A 22,512-nucleotide genomic window follows, 5' to 3' on the forward strand; every position below is an offset into this window, starting at 1 on the left:
TGGGCTCGGGGGCAGCGCCTACGCTCGACTCATGATCGGACGTCGTCGTGAGCGTGCCGCCGTCCAACGACTCCTGGATCGCGCCGTCGCTGGCGTGGGCGGTTGCCTGATCGTGGTGGGACCTGCCGGGTCGGGGAAGACCACGCTCGGCGACGCGGCGGCGGACCTCGCTCGGCAGCGTGGCCTGCCGGTGCACCGTACGGCGATGGCCGATCCTACTGGCCCCCAGTTGGTGCTCCTGGACGACCTCGACCAGACCGCGCCGACCGTGGACCTCGACCGGCTGGTACGCAGCGGCGCAGCGGTCGTGGCCACCGCGGTCGAGGCGAGGCAATCCGGCCAGCACCTCTATCTCGCCCCGCTGACCGAGGCCGAACTGGCCGCCCTCCTGCCGGACACGTCGAGGGGCGTGGTGCACGCGATTTGGCTGCTCACCGCCGGGTGGCCCGGTCCGGCTCTCGACCTCGCGGCGAGTGTGCCGCCCGGGGCCGAGGAGGACGCCGTCGTCGAGGCAGCCCTCACCTCGCCCTCGAGAGGTCAGTTCCTCGACCTCGATATGGGGCTGATCCGCCTGCTGGAGGACGCCGCGTCCCGCGCGCTACCGCCGACCCTCCGCGCTCGGGTGCTGGTGCGGCTGGCCGCGGAGATGTTGGGCGATCCGTCCGCCTCGACCCGGCGACGGGAACTCGTCAACGAGTCCGTCCGTCTCGCCCGGGACTCCGGGGATCCGGGCACGCTCGCCGAGGTGCTGGACGGGCGGCTGCACGCGGTGTGGGATCCCGGCGCTGCCGACGAACGGCTGACCAGGGCGTCGGAGATCATCGACCTGTCCCGTCGGGCCGGGGACGCCGTCCTTGAGCGGCGTGGACTCTTCTGGCGGTTCACCGCGCTCGCCGAACTCGGCGACCTCGACGCCGCCGAAGCCGCCCTGGTGGCGTACGGGCGGGCGGGGGAGCGGGACAGCGATCCTGAGGCGGCGGTCGTTGCCCTCTCCCGGCAGGCCGTGTTGGCGCTGGTCCGGGGTCGGCTCGGGCTCGCTGAGGCGCTGGCCGCCGAGGTGGAGGAGACCGGACGTCGGGTCGGTCTGGCGGACACCGCCCGGCTGACGGCGTCGCTGCGCGGCCGGATGGCCCTGTTGCGCGGCGAGGCGGCGGGCGAGGTGCAGACGTTGCGCGCGCTCGCGCGGCGGCTGCCTGGGCAATTCTTCGAGGTGACCGCGGCCCGGGCGTTGGCCGAGTCGGGTCAGGTCACCGAGGCGCTGCTGGAGGTGGACCGCCTGCTGCCGTCGGTGCTGGCCGGGGCGGGACCCCGCTGGCTCGGCGCAGTGGCCGACCTGGCCTTCGTCTCCTCGTTCGGTGCCGCACCGGATGCCGTGCAGGCCCTCTACGATGCTCTGCTCCCGTACGCGGGCCGCCTGGTGGTCTGGGGTGGGGCGAACACGATTGCCGGCCCGGTCGACGACTATCTGGGGCGTCTGGCCGCGCGGCTGGGCCGGTGCGACGAGGCGTCCGCACACTTCGATCGAGCGGTCGCCCAGGAGGAGCGGCTCGGTGCCCTGCCGTGGCTGGCGGCCACCCTCGTGGCTCGTGGCGACCGGACGCAGGCGGCGTCGATCGCCGAAGGGCTGGGCCTGCCGGTGCCCGTCGGACCGCCCCCGCCGAGCGAACCCGTGCCAGCGGGGGTCGGCCCGCCGGGAGCCCATCGCGAACCGAGTGCCGACGTGTGGAAACTGGGGCGCGACGGCGACGACTGGGTCATCGAGGCCGGCCCGGAGCACGCCCGCCTCCGTGACGTCCGCGGGATGCACTTCCTGCGTACCCTGCTGGCCGCACCCGGTCAGGAGATCGCCGCACTGGATCTTGTCGCCGGTGGCGTCGGCCTGGTGGCGCCCGCGCCCGAACCGGTGCTCGACACCGCCGCTCGGGCGGCGTACCGGAGGCGGCTCGACGACCTCGCGCAACAGTTGGACACGGCGGACCGTACGGGTGACGTCGACCGCGCCGTAAGGTTCACCGCCGAGCGCAGCGCCCTGCTGGCCGAGCTACGCCGTGCCACCGGTCTCAGCGGTCGGGCCCGGATGCAGAGCGCCGAAGCGGAACGGGCTCGGGTCAACGCGACGCGCGCCCTGCGGATGGTGCTCACCAGGCTCGAGCCGGTCGCTCCCATCGTCGCGGCGCACCTGCGGGCATCGATGCACACGGGAGGTTACTTCCGCTACCAACCAGCAGCCGGTGGTCCGGCACGCTGGCAGGTGTGACCCGGGCCACGTACGGGTCGTTCAGTGGCCGGTTACGCCCACCGGGTATGTCGTCTCCCATCGTCCTGCTGCACGGACTCACTTTCGACCGACGCCACTGGCGGCCCCTGCAACGCGAACTCGCGGTGCTGGAGCCGAACCGCACGGTCCTCGCCCTGGACCTGCCGGGTCACGGTGACGCGCGGCCCCGCGCCTCGTACCACCTGGGCGAGGTCGCCGAGGTCATCCACGGCCAGATCACCGCGGCGGGCCTGGCCGGGCCGCCGACAGTGGTGGGTCACTCGGTGGGCGCGGTGATCGCCACCATCTACGCCGCGCGCTACCCCACCAGCGCCGTCGTCAACCTGGACCAGTTCCTGCTGCCCGGCACATTCGGCGCCGTCGTGCGTGCGGCGGAGCCGGAACTGCGCGGCCCGGGCTGGCACGCGGTCTGGGAGCGCATGGTGGCCGGTATGGGAATCGAGTCGTTGCGCGGCGAGGCGCGCCACCTCGCGGAGACCGCCACGGATCCCCAGCGCGACCTGCTGCTGGGCTACTGGGACGAACTGCTGCGCGACAAGGACGCGCAGCTCGCCGCCGATCGTGCGGCGGACCTGCGGGCGATCGGTGAGCGGGGCATCGGCTACCGGTGGGTGACCGGCGCGCAGCCGCCCGCTCCCTACGTCGAGTGGCTGACCTCGGCCCTGCCGACCGCGGTCGTCACCGTACTGCCCGGGGGGCACCTTCCGCACCTGGAGCACCCAGCCCACCTCGCACGGCTGCTCTATCGCAACGACGACGACTCGTGAGCGCTCAGTCGAGCACCGTCTCGCGCAGCGACCGGACCGCGAAGTGCGACCGTGACCGTACCGAGGGGTACTCGGCGGTCAGCCGGCCATCAACACCCACAGTGGCGTGTTCGAGTAACACCCGGCCGGCCCTGCTGAACCGCCGCAGCTGCACCACGTCGTGCCAGGTATGCGGTCACTGATGGTATTGCCGTTGCCGAACGCGGGCTCCGACGGATGGACGCACCTCTCGCCGCCGGCCACAGTGATTCGTGGTGCCCGAGCGCCGCACAGCGCAGCGACTGTCGAACGGCGGCCCTGCCCGACGGGCGCTGCTGGGTGAACGCCGCGCCTGATCCGGTGGTGGACACCACGGCGCTGCTCGGGGGAGCTGTCGTCGGGCCGGCTGCGCGCCGCGCTCGGCGTCACCGGTCCCGAACCGCCGCCGGACGGCCACCCGCTCTGGCCCTCACCTGACCGGCGAACCCTCGACAACGTGTCGAGCACTGCACGGGCGAGCCCGGCGGCGGACGAGACGACCGACCAAACCTGACGACAGCCCACGTTGGTGGGCGACGGGAGTGTGAGACGTGCCGCAGGACGTTCGAGCGGCGAGCCACCACGGGACGGCGCGACGGCGCACCCTCTCGGTCACGCTGGCCCTGGAACTGATGCTCGTCGTGCTCGCCGGCGCGCTGGTGTGGCAGAGCGACGCCGGCGACGAGCGGCCCAGGGCGACGAACCTGGTCGACATGAACCTTGCCCCGTCGGCACCGTCCGCCCCTGCTGTGCCGGGCGCGGCGACCGGCACCTACACCTGGGACTGCGGCCGTAACGAGAACGGTCACCGCAACACCGCCAACATCGTGATGGCACCCGGCTCCCCCGGGCAGCCGCACCACGTGCACGACTACGTCGGTAACGTCTCCACCGCCGTCGACTCGACGCCGCAGACCCTCGCTGGCGCGCGCACGACCTGCCGCAACGGCGACCTGTCGACGTACTTCTGGCCGGTGCTGCGCACCCTCGGCCCCGCCGCCACCAGCGACCACACCGGCCACGACGGCCAGATCCAGGTGCCGGTCGAGGTGCGGCTCACCTACTTCGGCAACCCTCGGGGAAACGTCGTCCCGATGCCGCCGCTGCTCGCCGGTACGGTCGGGGACGCCGTGGCCGTCACCAACGGCGGCCGGAACGTGGCGGCGACCTGGACCTGCTCAGGCACCACGGATCGGCGCACCACGGCGTACCCTCGCTGCCCGGCCGGCGAGCAGGTGCAGCGGGTGTACGACTTCCCGAGCTGTTGGGACGGCCGGCGGGCGGACAGCAAGACCCACCGCGCGCACCTGGCCTTCCCGTCCCCGGACGGCTCGTGCCCGCGCAACACCTTTCCGGTGCCGCGACTGCGGTTGACCCTCGGGTACGACATCCCGCCGGCTGCCGCGTTGCAGATCGACGCCTTCGACGGCCAACGCAACAGCCCGCTGACCGATCACGCGTTCTTCGTCAACCTGATGCCGCGGCCGCTGATGGCCACTGTCGTCGACTGTCTGAACAGTGGACGGGCCTGCCGGGACTGATCCGGACGCCGGGCCGGGCAGCTCACTGCGGACGACCAACCTCGAACCGGCCGTCGGAGGAGACGACCGTCACGGTCACCACTTTCGGCACCCCTCCGACCTGCGCAGAGCAGGAGAAGCGGCTGCCCACCGTCACCGACTGGCCCGGCGGGCAGGCCACCAGGTCCGCGTCGAGCTGGTAGTCGTCGCGCAGCACCGACAGCACCCCCTGCTGCACCCGCGCCGTGTCGAACACCTTCGTGACGAAGAACCCGGGCCAGACCAGTCCGAGCACCGTCACCAGCGCCACCACGGCCACCACCGGGGCGACGATGGCGATCAGGAGCCTGCGGGAGAAGCGCCGCCGACGCTCGACCGGCGGTTGCGATCCGGTGGAGTCGGGCCCCCACTGCGCCGGTGGTGCCGGCGTCCACCGGGGGGCGGGAGTCGGGGAGCCGTCGGCTCCCGCGTACGGCGTGGTCATCGTCGTCTCCTCGGGGTCAGCCGGCGGCCGTGGTGGACGTGCCGCCCAGCGGCCGGGTGCGCTCGCCGGTCGGGCTGATCGCGAACCAGGTGCCGCCGACGCCCTGACCGTTGAGGGCGCCCGGCGCGGTGTCCTTGGCGAACAGGTAGACCGGCCAGCCGTCGATGGTCACCTGGCAGGTGCCGTCGGCCCGCTCCACGTACCCGACGAGCTTCGGGTTGATCCCGCTCGGGTAGATCTGCCCCGGCGACTTGACGAGCAGCGGGGGCCACATGGCGGCGCAGTCGCCGTTGCAGTTCGACTTCGACGGCTTGGCCCGGTCCTTGTCGAACCGGTACAGCGCCCGGCCCTGCCCGTCGGCGACGTAGGTGCCGATCGCGGTGGACGCGGTCCCGTTGAGCTGGATGACGGTGCTGCCCCGCCCGGTGTCCGGCGCGGGCGTCAGCTCGACGTCGGACGGGCCGCTGTAGATCCGGACGCGACCCTGGGTGTTCGCCACCGTCGGCGCGGCCACCGGCGTCGCCGGCTCCTCGATCACCTCCGGCGGGGTGCCGGCGTCGGCCGTCGGACTCGGCGTCGGCTGCGCGGCCGTGGGGGCCACCGTCGGGGCGGCCGCCGTGGCGGGCGCGGCCGGCCCGGTCACCTCGTTGCCGCATGCGGCCAGGGCCGCCAGGCTGGCCAGTGCGATCGCGCTCAGCGCGACCCGACTGTGCACAAGCATCTCTGCTCCACCTCGTGGTCGGGGAGGACCGCGCCCATCCGCGTGGTCCGGCATCCACACGGCCCGGTCGACGAACTGGTTCACCGGCACGTTGTCGGAGGTGCCCGTCACGACGTCGAATCTGCGCTGAACCGTTCGCGGCGACCGTCCGTGTGGGTGGCGGCGACGGCGGAAGGCGACCCAGGAGAGGTCGCCCCCCGGAGCCAGCAGGACCGACGACTCGAAGGAGCGGAACGTGGCCACCTACCACATCGTCAGCGAGGACATGCAGGAGTCCGCGACCTGGCTGAAGCAGAACATGCAGACGCTGCTGGACGGGATGAACCAGGCCAAGAGCAAGATCGACACCCTGATCCAGGGTGGCTACAACACGCCGGCCGCCCAGCAGAAGTTCGGCCCGTACTTCGACGAGTACAAGGGCAGCGTCGACCAGACCCTCAACGGCATGGAGGGCATCAGCCAGTACCTCTCGCAGGTCAGCGACGCCTTCTCCGAGACGGACAACCAGACCGGGGCCAGCCTCGGCCGCTGAACGACCGGACCGGCCCGGGGCCGCGTGGTGAGCGAATCACCACGCGGCCCCGACCGTCTTTCCCGACGGACCACCCGACCAGGAGACCCTCGTGCGCCTGCAACTCACCGTTGCGGATCCGTCCACCGCCGTCATCGAATACCAGGTCGAGGCGGCCCCCGAGAACACCGTGGGGGAACTCGCCGAGGCGCTCGCGGCGCGTCGGCCAGAGCCCACCGACACACCACCGGTGATCTTCGTCGCCGGGGCGCCACTGGATCCACGTCTCACCCTCGCCGAATCCCCGTTGCGCCAGGGCACGGTGCTCGGCCTGGACCGCCCGGTGTCGGAGCCGCCGGCACCGCCGCCGGGACTGGTGCAGGTGCGGGTCGTCAGCGGCACCGACGCCGGTGCCACGTACCAGCTCGACCTCGGTGAGCACACCATCGGTACCGGAAGCGTCAGCCGGGTCCGCCTCACCGACCCCTCGCTCGCCCCCGTGATGGCCTCGGTCCGGGTCCTCCCGGACGGCACCTGCCGGTTACGGCCGGAACAGCCCGATCTCCTGCTCGATCGGGTCGAACTGGAAGGAGAACAGGCGTGGGCCCCCGGCGGACAACTCGCGGTCGGCTCGTCCCTGCTGGAACTGCGCATCCCGGTCCCGGCCGAAGCGGCGCTACAGGTCTCCGAGGACCGCACCGGGCTGGACTACAACCGTCCGCCACGGCTGCTGCCGGAGGTCCGCCCGACCCAGTTCACCCTTCCCTCGCCGCCGTCACCGCCGGAACGGCGACCGTTCGTGCTGATCACCGTACTGGCCCCGCTGGTGGTCTCCGGAGCCGCGTACCTCATCACCGGCAACCCGTTGACCCTGCTCTTCGCCATTCTGTCGCCCGTGGCGCTGATCGCCGGTCAGATCAGCGCCCGACGCCAGGGAAAGGCCAGCTACCGGACCCGGCTCGCCGATTATGAGGCGAAGAAGGCGCGGATCAGCGCCGAGGCGCGGGCGGCCCTGACCGCCGAGCGGCTGGCCCGACGGGACAACTTCCCCGACCCCGCCGCCGTACGGCTGATAGCTGTCGGACCGGAGCGCCGCCTCTGGGAACGACGCCGCACCGACCCCGACTTCCTCGAACTGCGCGCCGGCAGCGCCGACCTGCCGTCCGAGGTGGTGCTGCGGGATCCGAGCCAGGACGAGCACCGCCGGGAGGTCCGGTGGAGCGCTCTGGACGTGCCGGCGACCGTGCCGGTGCGCAAACACGGGGTGCTCGGCATCGCCGGTGCCGCCGTCGCCCGGGTCACGGCCCGCTGGATGGTCGCCCAGGCCGCCACCCTGCACAGCCCCGAGGACCTCCAGATCTATCTGCTCGCCGGTGCCGGCGACGAGGAGGGCTGGTCGTGGGTCGGCTGGCTGCCGCACGCGGCGCCGCGCGACGGCCAGGACACCCTCGCCACCGTCGGTACCGACACCCAGACCATGGCCCGCCGCGTGGCCGAATTGAGTGCCGTGATCGCGGCCCGTTCCGCCGAGCGGACCGACGGGGCGTTCCGCGACATCCTCGTGGTGCTCGACGGGGCCCGCCGGCTGCGCTCGCTGCCCGGTGTGACGCAGATCCTGCGGGAGGGGCCCGCGGTCGGGGTGTACGCGATCTGTGTCGACGCCGAGGAGAAGCTGCTGCCGGAGGAGTGCCAGGCCGTCGTCGCCGAGCAGGCCGACGGGTCGCTGCTGGTGACCCGGACACTCGCCGCGCCGATCCCGGCGGTGCATCCGGACCTGCTCTCGACGCAGTGGCTACGTACGGTGGCCCGCGCCCTCGCGCCGTTGCGCGACACCGGAGGCGCGGACGACGGCGCCGCCCTGCCCGACGCCAGTCGGTTGCTCGACGTGCTCGGCATGGAACCGCCCGAGCCCGACGCGGTGGCCGCCCGGTGGGCCACCGGAGGCCGGACCACCGAGGCGGTGCTCGGCGTCTCGCTGGACGGGCCGTTCGCTCTGGACCTCAAGCGCGACGGACCGCACGCACTGGTCGCCGGCACCACCGGCTCCGGCAAGTCGGAATTGTTGCAGACCCTGGTCGCCTCCCTCGCCGTCGCCAACCGGCCGGACGCGATGACGTTCGTGCTGGTGGACTACAAAGGTGGCAGCGCGTTCAAGGACTGCGTCCTGCTGCCGCACACCGTCGGCATGGTCACCGACCTCGACACCCACCTGGTGAGCCGGGCGCTGACCTCGCTCACCGCCGAGCTGAAGCGGCGCGAGCACATCCTCGCCGAGGCGGGGGCGAAGGACATCGACGACTACGTCGACCTGTTACGTCGCGAGCCGACCCGGACGTCGATGCCCCGACTGTTGATTGTCATCGACGAGTTCGCGTCGATGATCCGCGACCTGCCGGACTTCGTGACCGGTCTGGTGAACATCGCACAGCGGGGCCGGTCGCTCGGCATCCACCTGGTGCTGGCCACCCAACGTCCGGGCGGGGTGGTGTCACCCGAGATCCGGGCGAACACCAACCTGCGCATCGCCCTGCGGGTGACCGACACCAGCGAGAGCCAGGACGTGCTCAACGCCCCGGACGCCGCCTCCATCCTGAAGTCGACACCGGGCCGCGCCTTCGTCCGCCTCGCCCAGTCCTCGCTCGTGCCGTTCCAGGCCGGGCGGGTCGGCGGTTTTCGCCCGGGCGCCCGCGCCGAGGTCCGGCAGGCGCCCTGGCTCGCCCCCGTCTCCTGGCAGGATCTGGGTCGGCCCCGCCCCAGCCGACCCGGGGTCAAGGCCGCGCCGTCGGCCGAACTCACCGACCTCGCCGTGCTGGTGGAGGCGATCAAGGGCGCCAGCGAGCAGCTCGCCATCGAGCGGCCGCACAGCCCGTGGCTGCCGGCGATCCCGGACACGCTGACCGTGACCGAGCTCCCCGCGCCGCGCGGCAGCGGCTACCACCTGCCCTCGGTGGCGTACGGCCTGGTCGACCTGCCGGCCGAGCAGGAGCAGGCGCCGTTGGAACTGGACCTGGGAACGCTGGGGCACCTGCACGTCATCGGCTCGTCGCGCAGCGGTCGGTCCCAGGCGTTGCGGACGATCGCCGGCACCGTCGCCCGCGTCCACTCCACCCGCGACGTGCACCTCTACGGCGTCGACTGCGGCAACGGGGCTCTGCTCGCTCTCACCGAACTGCCGCACTGCGGCGCGGTGGTGCAGCGGACCGAGGCCGAACGGCTCGGCCGCCTGTTCACCCGCCTCGTCGCGGAGCTGGGACGCCGCCAGCAGGTGCTCGCCTCCACCGGCTCGGCCGGGCTGGTGGAGTACCGGGCCGGGGCGGCCGAGGCCGACCGCCCGCCGCACATCCTGGTGCTGCTCGACCGGTTCGAGGTCTTCGACAAGACGTTCGCCGACTACGACAACGGCAGCGTCATGGCGGCTCTGCTCACCCTGCTGCGCGAGGGCGCCGGGGCCGGGATCCACGTGGTGATGGCCGGCGACCGGAGCATGTTCACCACCCGGATCTCGTCGACGACCGACGACAAATTGGTGCTCCGTCTGACCGAACGCAGCGACTACAGCCTGGTCGACATCAACTACCGCCAGCTGCCCGACGAGATCGGCACCGGCCGGGCGATCCGAGCGGTCGACGGCACGGAGGCGCAGATCGCCCTCCTCACCGACGACAGCTCCGGACAGGGCCAGGCCCGCGCGCTCGCCGCCATCGCCGAGGCGGCGCGGTTGCGGGACGCCGACATCGACGTCGCCGGCCGCCCGTTCCGGATCGACGTGCTGCCCGATGAGCTGACCCTGGCACAGGCGAGCACCTTGCCCCGGCCGAGCGGTCCGCTCTGGACGATGCTGGGGGTCGGCGGGGACGAACTCTCGGCCATCGGCCCGGACCTCGCTACCACCCCCTCCTTCATCCTGGCCGGACCGCCCCGGTCCGGGCGGAGCACGACCCTGCTGACGATGGTCGCCGGTCTGCTGGAGCGGGGGACGCCCGTGGTGATCGCGGCGCCGCGCCGATCCCCGCTGCGGGAGCTGGTCGGGGTGCCCGGGGTTCTCGACCTGGTGACGAGCGAGAACTTCACCTCCGCCGGGCTCGCGGCGGCCCTCGACCGGCGTACCGGACCGGCCGTGGTCGTGCTGGACGACGCCGAGCAACTGCTCAAGTGCGACGCCGGCAGCGACCTCGGCGAGATCGCCCGGGTCGGGGCGGAGCAGGGCCTCGGGTTGATCATGGGTGGTTCGATCGACGGTCTCTCCGGCGGCTTCGGCGGCTGGCACGTCGACGCCCGCCGCAACCGGCAGGGCGCGTTGCTCAGCCCGCAGGGCCTCGGCGACGGTGAGCTGATCGGCGTGAAGCTTTCCCGCAGCCAGCTCGGCGGAGGTCGGCCGGGTCGGGTGCACGCCCACTTCGGGGACGGCCGGCTGCACCTGGTGCAGGTGCCCCGGACCGAGCCGGCCGCCCTGCGGGAGCTGCTGGCCGGGGTCGGTGGCGGCGGGTAGACGCCACCAGGACGCCACCAGGACGACCGGGTCGGGCTCCCGTTCGGTGGCCGGACTCGACCGTGTCCGGGGCCGGCCGGTACGGGTGACACCCCACCGACGTCAGCCCGGGTACCGAAACGACGTTGGGGGGACACCCCCCCAGGTGTCCCCCCAACGTCGGTCGGCAGCTACCCCCTAACCGCCGACCTCCCCCGAGGAGGCGGCCGGCGGCGTGGGCGCGGCAGCCTCCTCCTGATACGTGAAGCTCAGGGTCGCGGTTATCGTGGCGAAGAGCTCGAAGATCTCCTCCGCCTCGGCGAGATTCGGGCTCGAACCGGTGACCACCAGCACGTTCACGGTTCCGGGCAGTGGCACGACGGTGTGCATCACCGCGCAGCGCATGGTGGCGCCGTCCTGGGTGACGTTCTGGATGCCGTGCACCCGGCCGACGGTGCCGATTGCGGGAATCTGGGTGGTGCTCACCCGACGCCAGGTGCCGTCGGCGTGGGCGGGCTGCGCCACCGCGGTCAACGCCCCGATGATGTCGCCCGTGGCGGGCGGGGTGACCACCGAGACCAGCACCGTGGCGATGAGCGCGCCGTTCTCGTACACCTGGAACGTGCCGGCGGCGTGCACCGCACCAGCGGTGCGGGCCTGCCGCACCGACCGGCGGAGCTGCTCGGCGTACTGCCCTGCCTGCTCCTCGGTGAATCCGCCCTCGCGGGCCCGGGTCCACACCTCGTCCGCGACGCGGTTCTCGCTCGCCTCGTCGGCGACCGAGAAGTCGACCCAGTCCTGCGGCGTCCGCAGCTCGAATCCGGTCGGGACCGCCATCGCAGTACCTCCTCCGCCGGTCAACTCGTCGCTCCGTCCGACTCGAGCGAGGCTGCCGTCTGGTCGTCGGTCTCCCGGAACGCGTCGGCCACCGCCTTCGCCGCGTCGCGGACCCCTTCGAGGTCCTTGGCCACGACGTACCGTCCGTCACCCCACCGCTTCTCGAACTCGCGTGCGGCGGCTTCCAACTCGCGCTGCCCCAGCGTGTCGACGACCGGACCCATCGACCTGATCGATGAGCTGTCCATCAGCTCCTTGGTGCGCTGCAACAGGTCGTGCACCCGCTCCAGTTCCGCGCCGGGTACGTCGATCACGCTCATGCCGCCACCCCGGCGTCGAGCCTGCCCCGCTTGCCCATCCCCGCTCTCCTCCCGGTCCGGCCAATGACTCCGCGCCATACACGGACGGCCGATCGGATCGGTTCAGTCCCGCTGAACCGATCGCGCGCCGGCTACGTGTGCGAGTCGGCTCTCGGCGTTGGCCGGAGCGGGGAGCGGTCGGTGCGATGGGGAGGTTGGTCATGACGCGTCCGGGAGACGCCGAGTGGTCGGTGTTGCAACTGGACTCCGACCCGGTACCCGGTGATCCGGAGTCCTTCGACGAGATCACTCGGGCCTACCAGGAGCTTTCCAGGACTACCCGGGAGGCGCACGACCTGCTCGCCTCCGGCGGTCAGGTCCAACTGGGTCAGGGCAAGGCGATGGAGGCGTTCCGTGACCTGATCGGCAAGCTGCCCGGACGGCTGGATCGGATGGCCAACTCCTACGCGACGGCGGCTGACGCCTACCTGCGGTACCTGCCGTCGCTGGAGGAGGCGCAGGCGATGTCGCTGCGGGCCCTCGACCAGGCCCGGCAGGCATCCGGCGACCAGGTTGCGGCGCAGGCGGCCCTGGCCTTGGCGCAGGCGGCGGTCACCGCGCTGGGTGCCGACCCGGCGGCGGACCAGGCCGCGAAGGACAGGGCCAGTGACGAAGACGCCGCCGCGCAGAGCCGCGCGTCAGACGCCCAGCAGGCGCTCGACCAGGCGAAGGCGTTGCTGGGTCAGGCGACGGCGTTGCGTGATCAGGCTGGCCGGACGGCGGCGCAGACGCTGCGGGGGTTGGCAAAGGACGCGCCGCAGCGCTCGCTGTGGGAGAAGATCGTCGAGGCGTTTCAGGCCTTCATCGACTTCCTCCGCAGCACGGTCGTCCAGTGGATCACTGCGATCCTGGACGCGCTGTCGGTGATCGCCTCGTTCATCTTCCCGCCGCTCGGCCAGGCGATCGGCCTTCTCTCGGGTGCGATCGACCTCGCGGCGGCGGCGGTCTCCGGCGACCCCGCCGCGATCGGGTTGGCCGCCGGAGGTCTGGTGCTCGGTCTGGTGCCGGGTGGGCGGCTCGTCAGTCGCATCGTCAAGGTCGCCGGCAGTGTCGGCAACAAACTGCCCGGTACCGTCTCGGAGGGGATCAGGAACAGCATCAAGGGGCTCGGCGGCTCGCCGGGTGGCGCCCGGAGTGCGGGCAAGGCCCCCACGCCGGGGGCGGGGATCGACACCACCGTCACCACGCTCGGCCTCGGCAAGACCATCAAGGGCGTGTTCACGTCGATCGGCAACAAGATCGAGGATCTGCGCTTCGCGCGCGACCTCCGGATCTCCAATGAGAGGCGCGCCAACGACCCCCGGCTCGTGGCCGGGATGGACCAGAAGGGCCGCCTGAGGACGTTCAGTATCGACGACGTCCAGTCGGTCCCCCTGAAGGACAGCAACGGCAAGCAGATCGGGGTCATCTTCCCCAGCAGGCCGACTGACGTCGCGAACTTCACCGACTGGGGAGCGCAGCAGGCCAACCTCGCCGCGGGTAAGAACCTGGGCGGCTCGATGGACGTCGAGGGTCTGAAGATTATCCGACAACTGCCCGGCAAGGATCCCACCCTCGCTGGCAACGAGTTCCTGGCGGCTCCCTGGAGCAGGCTGAAGAGTGACCCGATGTTCATCTTCGCCCACGGCAGCCCGGACAGTGCCGCCGTGACCCTCTCGAACGGCAAGGTGGTCAGCGTCCCGGGTGCCAGCATGGCCAAAATCCTCAACGACGATCCCAACTTCAGAGCGCTCGCGGAGGCCAACCCGAGGGCCGCGATCGCCATGATCTCCTGCAACTTCGCCAACACAGCGGGCGACGCCGGCCAGCAGTTCGCGGACGTCATGCGCGACCTCGGCAACAAGCGACCGATCTTCGCGGCGAACAACACCGTGCACGCGACCCAGGGCCAGGATCTCGACGGCCTGTTCACCAGACCTGGTGAGACCATCGCGACCCTGGCCGTCGAGAGCACGAACGACACGAACGACGGCAAGGGCGAATTTCGAAGGATCACTCCGACGCCGAGGGGAAGGGCCTGATGAACGAGTCCGACGAGACGGACGTGCGGCGCGACTGGATGCTGCTGCTGGACAGCGACGAACCCGACGAGGAGCCGACGCAGGCCCCTGCGGTGGAGACGATCGTCGGCGGCTGGCTGGTCGAGGACGACGGAACCATCGGGCGGTTCGAGAGCAACCCGCTGTACCAGCCGCGTAACCCCGACTCACCGACCAGCGCGGTGGACGCGGCGGTGAAGCTGGTCGCCACCGACCGGGCCGACGTCGGCCTGGTGCTGCGGACGTTGCGCGACAGCCTGGTCATGGTCGCGCTCGACGAGACGGGCGACGTGGCCGTGGCGACCGCCCCGGACGGGGTGGCCTGTGTGGTGGTCGCCTCCGGCGCTCTCGACCAGTCGCGGGTCGACGCGCCACAGTGGCGGCAGGTCGATCTGGCCGAGCTGGTGCGGCTGCTCCCGGACGGCCTCGACGTGCTGGTTAACCCGGGCGGCCCACGGTCGATGCGCTTGCTTGCGGACGCCCTGCGCGAGTCGGTCGACGCGAACGGAGCCGAGTGAGATGTCCGTGACCAGGGCGTACGCCGGACGCCGGAAGACCGGCACGGGAGTGGTGCTGGCCATGGTGGCCGCTCTGGTCCTGTCGGCTCCCGGCCGGGCCGACGCCGTCGAGCCGCCGGTGCCGTACTGGGTGGTGCCCGGCCAACCTGGCGCGGAGAGTGAGCTGACGCTGCCGGGCGTCGCCGACCGGGTGCTCGGCGACAGCCGGCGCTGGCCGGAGATCTTCGAGCTGAACAAGGGGCGTACCCAACCGGACGGCCGCACGCTGACTGATCCGGCGCAGCCGATCCGTGCCGGCTGGGTCTTCGTCCTGCCCGAGGGCGCAACCTCCGGGGAGATCCGCGTCGGTCCGCCACCGTCGGCCCTGCCGAACCCGGGTCAGCAGCCAGGGGCTCCGCCGGCCGGAGGACCGGGGCCGGAGGCACCGGCGGCGGCGCCCCCGGCCGACGACAGCCAGCCGCGGGTGCTCGGGCTCCGACCGGTCACGGCGACATTGCTCGGCGTCGGCGCGGTGCTGCTGGCGATCGTCGTACCGGTGCTGATCCGGCTGGTCCGGCACCGTCGCCCGGTCGAGCCGGCGCGACCGGCACCGGGCTCACGCCAGATGTTGGATCGTGCCCTGCGGCAGCTCGCCGCGCAGGCGTCACAACCCCAGGTGTACGCGGCAATGGTCGGCGCGGACCGGGTGTCGCTGCGACTGGCGCCGGCACTGCCGGACGCCCCGTCCCCGTGGCGGACGCGGCAGCAGGGTGCGATCTGGGAGGTGTCGAGCTGGGAGGTCGAGCAGGACGGCACCGGCGTCGGCGGCGGGTTGCCGCTGCTCGCCACCGTCGGCACCGTCGGCGGTGAGCTGACGGTCGTCAACCTGGGACGCGCGCCCGGCATCGTGGCTCTCACCGGGGATGCAGCGGCGGCGCAGCGCCTGGCCGGTGCCTTCCTGGACGAGATCAGTCGCCACGCCTCGACGTCGATGGCGATCAGCGTCGTCGGCCCACCACCCCCACTTTGGCCGATCCCGGAGCGGGTTCGGGTCGCCGTCGACGTGCGGACGGCGCTCACCCCGCCCGACGAGAACGGGGGGGACGCCCACCGGTCCACAGTGCTCCGCGACCATCTTGTCGTGGTCACCACCGGGCTACCGCCCGACGAGGTGGAGCGGCTCGCAGCGGTGGCGGCGGCCTCCGACGGCACGGCGGCCGTGGTGGTCGTAGGCGACGTGCCAAACACCGTCTGGCGGTTCGAGATCGACGCCGCCGGCGCGCTCGACGTCGGGGTGCTCGGCCTGCACCTGGACCGTCCCACTGCGCGCGGTCGGCTCATCCCGGTCCTCGGTGGTTGACCCTTCTGCCCGAACCCAGCAAAGGATTAATGTGGCGATGACGGCACCTGTTCCCCCTCGACTGCTCGGCGCCCTGACGCTGGGCGCGGCGCTGCTCGTCAGCGGGTGCACCACCACGGTGGGCGACCCGGTGGCATTGCCCGCCGCCGACGCCGCCACCACCTCGGCCGGTGCCCCGCCGCTGCCGGGCGCCGCCAACCCGGCCAGCGACCTGGGGCAGCGCAGCCCGGAAGGGGGGTACTGGCCGGCGTCGGTCCAACTTGGCGACCACCCCGAACTCGGCCCGGTGGTGCTCGACGGGCAGGGTTTCACGCTCTACCGCTTCGACGGGGACAGCGCCGCGCCGTCGCGGTCCGATTGCTTCGGTCAGTGTCTGGCCGCATGGCTGCCGGTGTTGGTGAACGACAGGGTCAGGTTCAAGGATCTCGACCCCGCCCGGCTCGGCGCGGTGGCTCGCGCCGACGGCACCCAGCAGGTCACCGTGGGCGGGTGGCCGATCTACCGCTTCGTGGACGACCGGGTGCCCGGTCAGACCGCCGGGCAGGGCGCCGACGGGCAGTGGTTCGTGGTCGCTCTGAGGTTCCCCCGATAGCTCGGAGACTTTCGATCATGGTCTGATAGGCCCTGACCAGGAGGTTTTCTGTGCCCGCCCCTCGTAAGTACCCGGACGAGTTGCGCCAGCGTGCGGTGCGGCTCTACCGGGAGTCCGACCCCAAACCGGTGATCAAGCGCTTGGCCGAGCAACTCGGTGTGCATCCCGAGGCGCTGCGTAACTGGATCCGCCAGGACCAGGCTGATCACGGTGAGCGCTTCGACCAGCCCACCACCGCCGAGGCCGAGGAACTGCGCCGGCTCCGCAAGGAGGTCGCTGAGCTGCGCCGAGCCAATGAGATCCTCAAGGCCGCGTCCGCTTTTTTCGCATCGGAACTCGACCCGACCCGGCGACGGTCATGACGCTCGTGAGCGAGCTGCGCGACCGCTTCGGGGTCGAGCCCGTCCTCCGGGTCCTGAACATCGCCCCGTCGACCTACTACGGGTGGCTGGCCCGCGAGGCCACTCCCGGCCCGCGGGAGGTCGAAGACCGCGGGCTGCTGTCGGAGATCGTCGACATCCACGACCGGTCCGGGCAGACGTATGGCAGCCCGCGCGTGCATGCCACCCTCGCCCGCCGGGGCATCCGCGTGGGCCGCAAGCGCATCGAGCGGCTGATGCGTGAACACGACCGGCAAGGAGCCTTCCTGCGTAAGGGCTGGCGGGGCGGGTCCACGAAGCAGAACCCGAAGGCCGATCCGGCACCGGACCTGGTCAACCGGAACTTCACCACCGACGCCCCGAACCGGCTGTGGGTGGCCGACGCGACCCGAATCACCTGCGGTGATGGTGTGCTCTGGCTGGCCGCGGTCCGCGACGCGTTCTCCAACCGGATCGTGGGCTGGAAAACCTCCGACCGGTGCAACACCGACCTCGTCCTCGGCGCCCTCGAGTACGGGATCTGGTCACGCGACGTGCGTGACGGTCAGTTGATCCATCACAGCGACCGCGGATCGACCTACACCGCGATCAAATTCTCCGAACGCCTGGCAGACAACGGGATCCTGCCCTCGATGGGCTCCGTCGGGGACTCCTACGACAACGCCCTGATGGAAAACTTCTTCAGCACCCTGAAAATCGAACTGGTCTACCGCACCTCGTGGCGTACCCGAGACGAAGCGGAGAACGCGATCTTCGCCTACATCGACGGGTGGTACAACCGCGAACGCATCCAGAAGGACCTCGGCTGGCTGTCACCCGACGAGTACGAAGCCGCCTGGTACACAAAGAACATCGATACACCGAACCCCGTGAACACCACCCACGAACAGGCTCTAGCCTGCTAAAACGCCCTCCGCGTTATCGGGGGAACCTCACAGACCAATCTCCCGATGGTCGCCATGTTCGCGAGTGCTGGCTATCCGATCGTCCAGGAACGCGTCGACCTGATCTGAGTGGGAGCGGGCCAGGCCATTACTGACGGTTATCCGTGGTGGTGTGGGGCGGGCGGTGTCAGCGGCGTTCAGCAGTCGGCGGAGTTCCGGGATCGATAGTGAGATCCCAGCCGGGGAGGTCTTCGTCGTCGTTCGGTGTGAGCGTGGGCCTGTACCAGGTCGCGGCGGGCCGGCCGGCGTGTTCCCACTGGTCGAGCCAGCTCCGCAGCTCTGCCAGGGATGGGGAGCGTGGGCTGTCAGCGATGATGGTGGAGTTGGTCAGGATCATGGCCGCTGAGGAGGCGGTGGTGTGGCCGATGCCGCGTATGCCGTCGTGGAGAGCGGCGACGCTGCGATGGTTGCCGGCGGCGACGACCGAGTAGGCCGTCCACGACAGCCAGTCCAGCGGTGATCCGGCGTAGGTCTCGGTGTGCCGGGGATTCAGTAGCAGACGCAGTGCTGCTCGAGCGCCGGTGTGCTGGTGGTCGTCGCGGTCGCGCCAGCCTATGGAGATCCACGCGGGTTCCGGTTGGTAGTGGATGTGGTCGACCCAACGGCCGGGGATGGTCAGCGCGTCTTCGACGGCGCTGGTGGTGCTTTGGGCGTAGCCGCCGAAGGTCATCGTGTCGACGCGTGGTTGTCCTGTGGTCAGGCTGATGGTCGTGATCAGGGTGGTGGATGGCTGCGCGGCGATGGGTAGGCAGGTCACGATCCGGCCGTCGGTGGTCAGTTGGTCCACCCACGCGCGTGGTAGCCGCGGCGGTGTGCACCACGCCACCATCCGCTGGTAGGGGGCGTGCGGCGGGTAGCCGGCCATACCGTCGACGGCGTGGCAGGTGATGGTGGTCAGCCCGCGTTGGCGATGTAGCCGGTCGGCCCAGCTGATGAGGTTCTCGCTGATGTCGATACTGGTTACTCGACCGGACGCTCCGGCCAAGGCGGCCAGTAGCGCGCCGGAGTATCCGGTTCCGGTGCCGATCTCCAGCACGCGAGCGCCTTCAACGACGTCGAGGGCGATCACCTCACGGTGGATCGACTCGGCTGCGGAGCGGTGCAGAGTCTCACCACGGTCCTCGTTGTGGACGTAGTAGAGCTCGGGCACGGCGCGGAATACGGCTGCGACGTTCACGGTCCTGCACCCCCATTCCGTCCGGCGGGGCGTTGACGAGGTCGAGCACAGCAGGAGGCGTCATACGCCGGCCGCGGCCTGCGCCCACGCCATGGGCGGCGCAGTAGCGGCGGATCAGCTCATCGCCCAGACGTCGTCATCGTCGGGGACGACGTTAGCGGCGGCCCGAGCTGCTTCGAAAGTCGAACACGCAAGCATGGAGGCCGCCTCCGGACTGGTGGGTCAACGTCGGATACGCCGTCGGCGTGGACATGACCTGGGTGATGCCTCCTCCTTGCAGACGGTGCTGCTGCGAGCGTTGATTTGGCCGCCGCCAGTGTCACCGGTCCGCACCGGAACGGACCACCGGTTCGGTACGACTCGTGTGGTCGTCGGACTGGCGCCGACGGCGGAGCTGGGTGCGCGTGACGCACGGTTCCGGCATCCGGGGCTGCCGGTGGTGTCGGAGTGTTCGAGGGCGGTGGTGGTGGTTACGGTCCGGGTGGTCGGCGGGGGTATCGGTCGGTGACGGCGATGATGTCGTCGACGGCGTCGCGCCAGTGCATGGACTGGCGTTCGGTGCCGAAGTGGAGGTGTTCGGCGCAGAACCAGTAGGCGTTTTCCGGGTGGCCTACCCAGTGTGCGGCTTCGCGTCTGGCGAATGCGGCCTTTTCCTGGTCGTTGTCGGCGAAGTGCACCACGGTGAATTGTGTTGCTCGGTCGGTTGATCCGCAGACGAGGCACAGCGGTGGCTTCATAAGGCGAGTCTCCCAGCTTAGTACGGCAGCGGCATGTAGCGCTTATGCGCTGGTAGTGGCGTTGTCACGGCGCTTGTAGTGGCTGCATCTCGCGCGGGCTTGGTTGTCGGCGGCGCCATCGTGACCAGGCCAGGACGACGGCCGTGGGCGTGCTGGTGTGGATGGAGCAGTTGAGCAGTCGGCGCGTCTCGGCGAGGCTGAGCTCGACGAGGTCAGGGCTCGTAGTGGCGGTTCGCTGCTGGATCGCGACGATGGTCAGCACGGCTAGTACGGCAGCCGCCGTTTGAGATGTCGCTGGTGGGGCCGGGTAGACGAGGTGCGGCCACCGCGTGATCGTCTGTCTGCTGTGGACATAACTTCAGATCTGGCGGTGGCCGCGTGCCACAGCGTAAACCCTGCCCGGTGGCGGCGGGTTCTGGCCGGGGTGTGTGATGCGTTCGCGGGTCGGTTCGGGCGGGTCGAGCCGCGGCGGGCTGCGGCGGCGTTCGTGACCGGGCTGCTGGCGGATATCGAGGTCAAGACGTGCTGGCAGTTGGCGGAGCAGGCCGGGCATGCGCGGCCGGATGCGATGCAGAGGTTGTTGTATCGGGCGGTGTGGGATGCCGACGCCGTCCGCGACGATCTGCGTGACGTGGTCGTGGCCCGGTTCGGTGACTCGGACGCGGTGCTGGTCGTTGACGAGACCGGGGACCTGAAGAAGGGCACGCATACGGTTGGGGTGCAACGCCAGTACACCGGCACCGCCGGCCGGATCGAGAACGCGCAGGTAGGGGTGTTCTGTGGCTACGCCAGCCGGCATGGGCACACACTGATCGACCGCCGGGTCTACCTGCCGGTGTCGTGGACCGATGACCGGGACAGATGCCAGGCCGCCGGAGTTCCCGACGAGGTCGTCTTCGCCACGAAGTCCGAGCTGGCCGCCGACATGATCACCGCTGCCCTCGACGCCGGCGTCCCCGCTGGGTGGGCGGCTGCGGACGAGGCCTACGGCAACAGCAGTGTCTTCCGTGCTCACCTGCGCGAACACGGCCTGGGCTACGTCCTGGCCGTGTCCCGCAGCCACCTCGTCCCCCTCGACGGCGGCAAGACCCGCCTGCGGGCTGACCGGGTCGCCGCCGGCCTGCCCGCCTCGGCGTGGCAGCGCCGCAGCGCAGGCGCCGGATCCAAGGGCCCACGCTTCTACGACTGGGCCTGGCTCGACGACGTCTGCACCGACGCCGACCCCGACGACGGCGGCCACCACAGCCTCCTGATCCGCCGCAACACCACCACCGGTGAACTGGCCTTCTACCGCTGCTGGACACCCAGACCGGCCACCCTCGCCCAGCTCGTGAGGGTCGCCGGCATCCGCTGGACGGTCGAGGAAAGCTTCCAAGCCGCCAAGGGCCAGGTCGGCCTCGACCAACACCAAGTCCGCCGCTGGGACTCCTGGCACCGCTTCACCACCCTCGCCCTGGCCGCCCTCGCCGTCTTGGCGATCTGCGCCGCCGAAGCCGACGATGATTCCACCGACACCGGTCTGATCAAGCTGACCGTCAACGAGACCCGCCGGCTGATCAACACCCTCGTACTCCGCCCGATCCGCGACCTCGCCCACCGTCTGCGCTGGTCAGACTGGCGCCGCCGCCATCAAGCCCGAGCCCGCCAAGCCCACTACACCCGACGCCTCAACCTCGAACTCCAGCCATGATCCCGAACGGCGGCTGCCGTACTAGGGCGATCATGGCCAGGAGTGTGAACCGGTGCCAGGCGGTCCAGCCGCGGCACTGGTACTGGTCGAGCCCGACCTGGCCCTTTGCGGTCTGGAACGCTTCCTCGATCGACCATCTGCTGCCGGCGACGGTGACCAGCCGCACCAGCGGCACCGGCCTCGGACTCCAGCACAGGTAAAACGCCAGTTGGCCGTCGCTGCCGCGGCGGATGAGCAGGCTGTGGCAGCCCTCGTCCTGTTCGTGGATGGTCACCCATGCCCAGTCGTAGTAGCGGTGGCCCTTGGAGCCGGTGCCGGCCGAGCGGGTCTGCCAGGCCTGTTCGGGCAGCAGCGCGGCCACCCGGTCGACGCGTTCGCGCTGCACCAGTGTGGTGTTGACCTGGACATTGCAGGCCACGGCCACCACATAGGCCATGCCGCGTTCGCGCAGCCCGGCCCGCAGGGCGGGGTCCAGGCCATAGGCCTCGTCAGCGGTGAACCACCCGGCGGGCACCCCGGCGGCCAGAGCGGCGTCGACCATCGCCAAGGCCAGCTCGGGCTTGGTCGTGAACAGCACGCCATCGGGCACCCCGGCCGCCGTGCAGCGGATCTCGTCGTCAGACCAGCTGCGCGGCAGGTACAGGCGGCGGTCGATTAGCGCCCGTCCAAGCGGGGACACGTACGCCAGGAACACCCCGATCTGCGAGTTCTCGACCCGGCCGGCGGTGCCGGAGTACTGCCGCTGCACCCGACCGAGTGGAGGCCCTTCTTGAGATAACCGGTCTCATCGGCCACCAGGATCCCGTCTCGGTCGCCCAGGTGCTCGACCACGAAGCCACGCAGGTCAGCGGCGACAGCGTCGGTTTCCCACACGGCGGTGCGCAACAGGCGCTGCATCCGGTCCGGGCTCGCATGGCCCGCCTGTTCGGCCAGCCACCAGCCGTTCTTGCGCTCGACCGGCGACAGCAGCCCCAACAGCAGCTCACGCACAGTGCGGCGCGGTTCCGAGCGGGCGAAGCGGGCACCGATGCGGATCAGCACATCCTCGAACACCTGCCACCACGCGGCAGGGTCTACCCTGTGGCCAGCGGCCACCGCAGATTCAGTTGTCCTCACAAACAGCCAGGATCACG

The 22,512-nt window shown here is 71.0% G+C and carries 22 protein-coding genes and 1 other annotated feature; of the genes, 12 read left to right on the plus strand and 10 right to left on the minus strand.

Annotated elements, in window-relative coordinates; translation table 11 throughout:
- Positions 1-31: 31 nt before the first annotated feature.
- Together O7597_RS23595 and O7597_RS23600 are read left to right on the plus strand one after the other, a co-directional pair.
- Positions 32-2,257: an ATP-binding protein gene (locus O7597_RS23595; RefSeq protein ID WP_281580749.1), complete on the plus strand. Its 2,226-nt coding sequence runs from the start codon at positions 32-34 to the stop codon at positions 2,255-2,257.
- Between the two features lie 47 nt (positions 2,258-2,304).
- Entirely contained in the window at positions 2,305-3,045 is a 741-nt protein-coding gene (locus O7597_RS23600) for an alpha/beta hydrolase (protein ID WP_281580750.1), read from the plus strand.
- Positions 3,046-3,049: 4 nt separating this feature from the next.
- Here the strand turns inward: O7597_RS23600 and O7597_RS23605 are convergent, their stop codons facing one another.
- Entirely contained in the window at positions 3,050-3,202 is a 153-nt protein-coding gene (locus tag O7597_RS23605) for a hypothetical protein (protein ID WP_281580751.1), read from the minus strand.
- Positions 3,203-3,614: 412 nt separating this feature from the next.
- On the opposite strand from O7597_RS23605, the gene O7597_RS23615 reads away from it, so the two are divergent.
- Positions 3,615-4,604, plus strand: a complete 990-nt coding sequence (locus tag O7597_RS23615) for a DUF1996 domain-containing protein (RefSeq protein ID WP_281580752.1) — start codon at positions 3,615-3,617, stop codon at positions 4,602-4,604.
- Between the two features lie 22 nt (positions 4,605-4,626).
- On the opposite strand, the gene O7597_RS23620 is transcribed toward O7597_RS23615, so the two are convergent.
- Positions 4,627-5,067, minus strand: a complete 441-nt coding sequence (locus tag O7597_RS23620; RefSeq protein ID WP_281580753.1) for a DUF4333 domain-containing protein — start codon at positions 5,065-5,067, stop codon at positions 4,627-4,629.
- 16 nt (positions 5,068-5,083) lie between these two features.
- Positions 5,084-5,788, minus strand: a complete 705-nt coding sequence (locus O7597_RS23625; RefSeq protein WP_281580754.1) for a hypothetical protein — start codon at positions 5,786-5,788, stop codon at positions 5,084-5,086.
- Positions 5,789-6,023: 235 nt separating this feature from the next.
- On the opposite strand from O7597_RS23625, the gene O7597_RS23630 reads away from it, so the two are divergent.
- Together O7597_RS23630 and O7597_RS23635 are read left to right on the plus strand one after the other, a co-directional pair.
- Positions 6,024-6,320, plus strand: coding sequence for a WXG100 family type VII secretion target (locus O7597_RS23630; RefSeq protein ID WP_281580755.1), 297 nt, complete (start codon positions 6,024-6,026; stop codon positions 6,318-6,320).
- A gap of 91 nt (positions 6,321-6,411) precedes the next feature.
- Positions 6,412-10,788: an FtsK/SpoIIIE domain-containing protein gene (locus O7597_RS23635; RefSeq protein ID WP_281580756.1), complete on the plus strand. Its 4,377-nt coding sequence runs from the start codon at positions 6,412-6,414 to the stop codon at positions 10,786-10,788.
- A gap of 177 nt (positions 10,789-10,965) precedes the next feature.
- On the opposite strand, the gene O7597_RS23640 is transcribed toward O7597_RS23635, so the two are convergent.
- Both O7597_RS23640 and O7597_RS23645 read right to left on the minus strand, forming a co-directional pair.
- Positions 10,966-11,604: a hypothetical protein gene (locus O7597_RS23640; RefSeq protein ID WP_281580757.1), complete on the minus strand. Its 639-nt coding sequence runs from the start codon at positions 11,602-11,604 to the stop codon at positions 10,966-10,968.
- A 20-nt stretch (positions 11,605-11,624) separates the two neighbouring features.
- Positions 11,625-11,924 carry a hypothetical protein gene (locus O7597_RS23645; RefSeq protein ID WP_281580758.1) on the minus strand — a complete coding sequence of 100 codons (300 nt, stop codon included), beginning with the start codon at positions 11,922-11,924 and terminating at the stop codon, positions 11,625-11,627.
- 431 nt (positions 11,925-12,355) lie between these two features.
- Between O7597_RS23645 and O7597_RS23650 the strand changes: the two genes are divergently transcribed.
- The 6 genes from O7597_RS23650 to O7597_RS23675 all read left to right on the plus strand — a co-directional run bounded on the left by O7597_RS23650 (position 12,356) and on the right by O7597_RS23675 (position 17,736).
- Positions 12,356-13,984 (plus strand): hypothetical protein, encoded by a 1,629-nt coding sequence (locus tag O7597_RS23650; protein ID WP_281580759.1) that lies wholly within the window; start codon positions 12,356-12,358, stop codon positions 13,982-13,984.
- The gene (locus tag O7597_RS23655) at positions 13,984-14,520 is read left to right on the plus strand and encodes a type VII secretion system-associated protein (protein ID WP_281580760.1); all 537 of its coding nucleotides are present in this window, start codon (positions 13,984-13,986) and stop codon (positions 14,518-14,520) included. The genes O7597_RS23650 and O7597_RS23655 overlap by 1 nt, the downstream gene beginning before the upstream one ends.
- Position 14,521: 1 nt before the next feature.
- Positions 14,522-15,859 (plus strand): hypothetical protein, encoded by a 1,338-nt coding sequence (locus O7597_RS23660; RefSeq protein WP_281580761.1) that lies wholly within the window; start codon positions 14,522-14,524, stop codon positions 15,857-15,859.
- Positions 15,860-15,896: 37 nt separating this feature from the next.
- Positions 15,897-16,451, plus strand: a complete 555-nt coding sequence (locus O7597_RS23665) for a hypothetical protein (RefSeq protein ID WP_281580762.1) — start codon at positions 15,897-15,899, stop codon at positions 16,449-16,451.
- Positions 16,452-16,501: 50 nt separating this feature from the next.
- A complete protein-coding gene (locus tag O7597_RS23670) occupies positions 16,502-16,813 on the plus strand; it encodes a transposase (protein WP_269742286.1) in 312 nt (103 codons plus the stop codon).
- Positions 16,768-16,881, plus strand: a sequence feature (AL1L pseudoknot). (Overlaps the previous gene by 46 nt.)
- The gene (locus O7597_RS23675; RefSeq protein ID WP_281580763.1) at positions 16,810-17,736 is read left to right on the plus strand and encodes an IS3 family transposase; all 927 of its coding nucleotides are present in this window, start codon (positions 16,810-16,812) and stop codon (positions 17,734-17,736) included. (Overlaps the previous feature by 72 nt.) The genes O7597_RS23670 and O7597_RS23675 overlap by 4 nt, the downstream gene beginning before the upstream one ends.
- A gap of 166 nt (positions 17,737-17,902) precedes the next feature.
- Here O7597_RS23675 and O7597_RS23680 read toward each other — a convergent pair whose 3' ends face one another.
- The 3 genes from O7597_RS23680 to O7597_RS23690 all read right to left on the minus strand — a co-directional run bounded on the left by O7597_RS23680 (position 17,903) and on the right by O7597_RS23690 (position 19,951).
- Positions 17,903-18,952: a methyltransferase domain-containing protein gene (locus O7597_RS23680; protein WP_348650768.1), complete on the minus strand. Its 1,050-nt coding sequence runs from the start codon at positions 18,950-18,952 to the stop codon at positions 17,903-17,905.
- Between the two features lie 470 nt (positions 18,953-19,422).
- The gene (locus tag O7597_RS23685; protein WP_281580765.1) at positions 19,423-19,689 is read right to left on the minus strand and encodes a hypothetical protein; all 267 of its coding nucleotides are present in this window, start codon (positions 19,687-19,689) and stop codon (positions 19,423-19,425) included.
- Positions 19,690-19,753: 64 nt separating this feature from the next.
- A complete protein-coding gene (locus tag O7597_RS23690) occupies positions 19,754-19,951 on the minus strand; it encodes a hypothetical protein (RefSeq protein ID WP_281580766.1) in 198 nt (65 codons plus the stop codon).
- 153 nt (positions 19,952-20,104) lie between these two features.
- Between O7597_RS23690 and O7597_RS23695 the strand changes: the two genes are divergently transcribed.
- On the plus strand, positions 20,105-21,379 hold the full coding sequence (locus O7597_RS23695) for an IS701 family transposase (protein ID WP_281583310.1): 1,275 nt from the start codon (positions 20,105-20,107) through the stop codon (positions 21,377-21,379).
- On the opposite strand, the gene O7597_RS23700 is transcribed toward O7597_RS23695, so the two are convergent.
- Complete coding sequence (locus O7597_RS23700) at positions 21,357-22,127, minus strand: IS701 family transposase (RefSeq protein ID WP_281580767.1); 771 nt, start codon at positions 22,125-22,127, stop codon at positions 21,357-21,359. The genes O7597_RS23695 and O7597_RS23700 overlap by 23 nt on opposite strands.
- The gene (locus O7597_RS23705; protein ID WP_281580768.1) at positions 22,034-22,432 is read right to left on the minus strand and encodes a transposase; all 399 of its coding nucleotides are present in this window, start codon (positions 22,430-22,432) and stop codon (positions 22,034-22,036) included. Before O7597_RS23705 ends, O7597_RS23700 begins: the two co-directional genes overlap by 94 nt.
- Positions 22,433-22,512: the final 80 nt, after the last annotated feature.

The organism is Verrucosispora sp. WMMC514 (genome assembly GCF_027497295.1).
Lineage (GTDB): Bacteria > Actinomycetota > Actinomycetes > Mycobacteriales > Micromonosporaceae > Micromonospora > Micromonospora palythoicola.